This is a genomic window from Frankia sp. CcWB2, assembly GCF_977927585.1.
Genome location: NZ_CDWRCM010000013.1, coordinates 26103 through 29451, shown reverse-complemented (window position 1 = coordinate 29451; position 3349 = coordinate 26103). Strand labels below are relative to the sequence as shown.

The following is a 3349-nucleotide window of genomic DNA, read 5'->3' as shown; positions in this document are numbered from 1 at the left end:
GCCCAGGCGGCGGCCCGATGGTCAGGCGTTCAGTTCTTGGCCGTCGATGTCGGGGTCGGGGCCGGGGCGGACGCCGGGGGCTTGGTGCAGGCCAGGGTCAACGTCACCGTCGTGGAATGGCGTGGGCGCTGTCCGGCGGGGGAGTACGCCGACACCTTGCTGGTCTCGCCGTTGGCGCACGACCCGTTGACCGCGGTGGAGGTGAAGCCGGCGAAGCTGAGCTGCCACTTGGCGTCCGACTCGGTCATTCCGATGACGCCGGGTACCTGCGCGCAATCCTCGACCTGCAGGTTGATCGTGGTCGTTTTGGCGATCTTTCCCGACTTCGGGGACTGCTGCGCGACGGTGTCGACCGCACCGGCACCGTAACACCCGAAGGCCTTACTGAGGTGCGTGAAGCCCGCCGACCTCAGGGTGTTCTCCGCCGTGGTGAACGAGCTGCCCTCGGTGTTGGGAACGGTCGCCGTGCCGTCGTCGGTGGGCGACGGGGACGGGCTGCTCCGCGCCGTCGGGCTGTTCGTCGGCGTGGCCCCTGTGGGGCTAGCCGCAGCCGCCGTACCGGCGCCGGGGGAGGGAGATCCCTTCGCGCTGGGCCGCGGGGTCGCCCCGCCCCCGGAGAGGCTCGTCGGGTTGACCCCAACGGCCACGCCCGGAGCGGCGGCTCCGCTGGTTCTGAAGCCGGAACCGCCCGAGGCTGCCGCGGCGGACACCCCGGCGGGACCGTCCGCGCTCAGTTCCGCGCCGGTGCCCCCGCTGGAGGCGAGCGCCCAGGCGCCGGCACCGGCGACGAGGGCGACGACAAGGCCCGCACCCGCCGCGATCCGGCTACGCCGCCGCCGGTCGGCGGCCGCCCGCGAGGCGGCCGCGGCCCCACCGATCGGGGGGCCGGGTTGGTGGTTCGCCGGGATCGCCGACATGACTGTGTTCGTGTCCGCGGCCGGAGCGTCGGAGCGGGCCGGGATCCGCAGCGCCGGCTGTATGCCGGTCGGGGCGTCACCGTCCCACCCTCCCCGGCCGCCGGCGGCCGGGGCCATCCGGGTGCGCTCGACGCCGCCATCCCGTCCACCGGTCTTCGTGCCACCGGTCTTCGTGGCGGTGGTCAGCAGACTGCCCGCGATCTGCGTGTGCTCCAGGTCGGACCAGTCAGGCGCGGCGGATGCGCCGACCACGCCTCCCGTGCCCGCCGCCGCGGCCACGGCGGCGGAGCGCACCACGCGCTGCGTTCCCGTGGCGGGGGAATGATTGTCGGCCCGGGCCGCGGACGCGCCGGCGAGTGCGGAGAGCTGGATTCGGTTGTCATGGTCGGCATGGCTGCCTGGCCTGGACGCGTAGCCGGTCCCCCAACGGCTGGCCTCGAGCGCCTCGACCAGGTCCTCGGCCGCATCGGCGGCGCTCACGGGCCGCTGCCTCGGGGACTTGGCGAGCATTCCGGCCAGCACACCCCACACCGGCGCCGGCACACCCTGAATGGGCTGGGGCTGTTTTTCGCGGTGCGCCTGCAGGAGCTCGGCCGGGTTGGGGGAGTCGAACGGCGGCGAACCCGCGAGAAGCTCGTACAGCACGACTCCCACCGAGTACACGTCCGCTGCCGGGGTCGGTGGCGCGCCCGTGCTCAGCTCGGGGGCCATGTAGAGCGGGGTCCCGATCGGTCCGGTGGTGCTGGTCCGGGACGAACCATTGATCATCTGGGCGATCCCGAAGTCGGTCAGGCGCACGATCGGATGAGCCGGATCGGAGGTGTCGATGAGTATGTTCTCGGGTTTGACGTCCCGGTGGACGACGTCGGCGGCGTGCACGCTGTCGAGCGCCCACAGGGTGCCGACGACGAGCCGGACCGCCTCCTCCACCGGCCGAGGCCCGAACTCGCGCAGATGGGCCCGCAGGTCGGGACCGTCAACCAGATCCATGACTATGGCGAGCACATCGGGTTCGTTCACCAGATCGCGTACGGCGACGAGATCCGGGCTGTCGAGGTCGATCAGAAGGTCCCACTCACGCAGGAATCGCTCCACGATCTTGGGATCGTCGGCGAGCTCGGGGCGCAGCACCTTGATGGCCACGGGAGCACCGTCCGAGACGGCGGCGCCCCGCCAGACCTGGCCGGTCGTACCCTGCCCGAGTACCTCGTGCAGCACGTACCGCGAACCCAGTTTGCGCACCGCGCGTTGTCCCCTTCTTTGGCGCCGCCCGGGGCGGCCGAGCCTACGGCGGCGCCGCTGCGGGCGGCGGCGGCCCGTGGGCGGAGCCCGGAGCGTCATCCGGACGAGCGCACCAGCGCGCGGGCGAGCTGTATTGCTTGCACTAGATGCCAATACCCGCATGGGTCATCCGGCCTACTGTTCCGATCATCCGAGACGGACGACTCGAACAGGCTACGACGTAGGGCGGCGAAGCCGCGCGGCGGGGGATACCCCTGCGCGGTAGAGCCGCCGCCCGCCACCGGCAGATGTAGCCCGGGCAGTCGTGGGCGTGGGGTCCGAATGGGGGATTCAAAATGGCGAATGGCAAGAACGGCCGACGAAAAAGGTCTGGTCGCGTGTTTTGTGGCCGAGGAAAAGTTGTGGCGGTCCACCGTTGGTGACCGACGTCCGGTGGTCGGCGGTTGGTGGCGGGTGGATGCAGGCGGGTGGGTGTGTCAGCCGACGGTCGGTGTCGAGAGCCGGGCCGCCGCGGCGAGGACCGCCGCGCCGTGCCGGCGTCCCGGCGACCGGGTGAGCCGCTCCACCGGCCCCGACAGGGACACTGCCGCGATCACTGTTCCCGGGCCGTCGTGCACCGGGGCGGACACGGACGCCAACCCCCTCTCGCGTTCCCCGATGCTCTCCGCCCAGCCACGATCGCGCACCCGGCGGAGGACGGCTTCGTCGAACAGGGCTCCGGCGAGCAGTTCCGGCTCGGGATGTGCCGCGAAGGCGAGGAGGACCTGAGCGCCGGATCCCGCCGTCATCGGGAGCGTGGCGCCGACGGGCACGGTGTCGCGCAGGCCGCTGGCGCGTTCGGAGGCGGCGACGCAGTGGCGCAGGGCCCCGCGCCGCACATAGAGCTGGGCACTTTCTCCGGTCATCTCGCGAAGCTCGGTGAGAACCCGGCCGGCCCGATCCAGCAGGTCCCACGGCAGGGGGGTCGGGGTCCCGGCGGCGAGCCGCGGCCCGGGGACGAAGCGGCCGTCGGCGGTCCGGCCAAGGAGGCGGTGGACCTCGAGAGCGTGTGCCAGCCGATGCGCCGTCGCGCGGGTGAGCCCGGTTCGGGCCACCAGATCAGCGAGTGACGCCGGTCCCGCCTCGACGGCGGTCAGCACGAGGGCTGCTTTGTCCAGGACTCCGACTCCGCTAAGCTGTTTCACACATTG

The 3349-nt window shown here is 72.2% G+C and carries 2 protein-coding genes; both read right to left on the bottom strand.

The features are described from left to right. Positions 1 to 29: 29 nt before the first annotated feature. Complete coding sequence (locus ACY45C_RS02955; RefSeq protein ID WP_462186122.1) at positions 30 to 2159, bottom strand: protein kinase domain-containing protein; 2130 nt, start codon at positions 2157 to 2159, stop codon at positions 30 to 32. Positions 2160 to 2635: 476 nt separating this feature from the next. Further along, positions 2636 to 3343, bottom strand: coding sequence for an IclR family transcriptional regulator (locus ACY45C_RS02950; protein ID WP_462186129.1), 708 nt, complete (start codon positions 3341 to 3343; stop codon positions 2636 to 2638). Positions 3344 to 3349 lie beyond the last annotated feature (6 nt).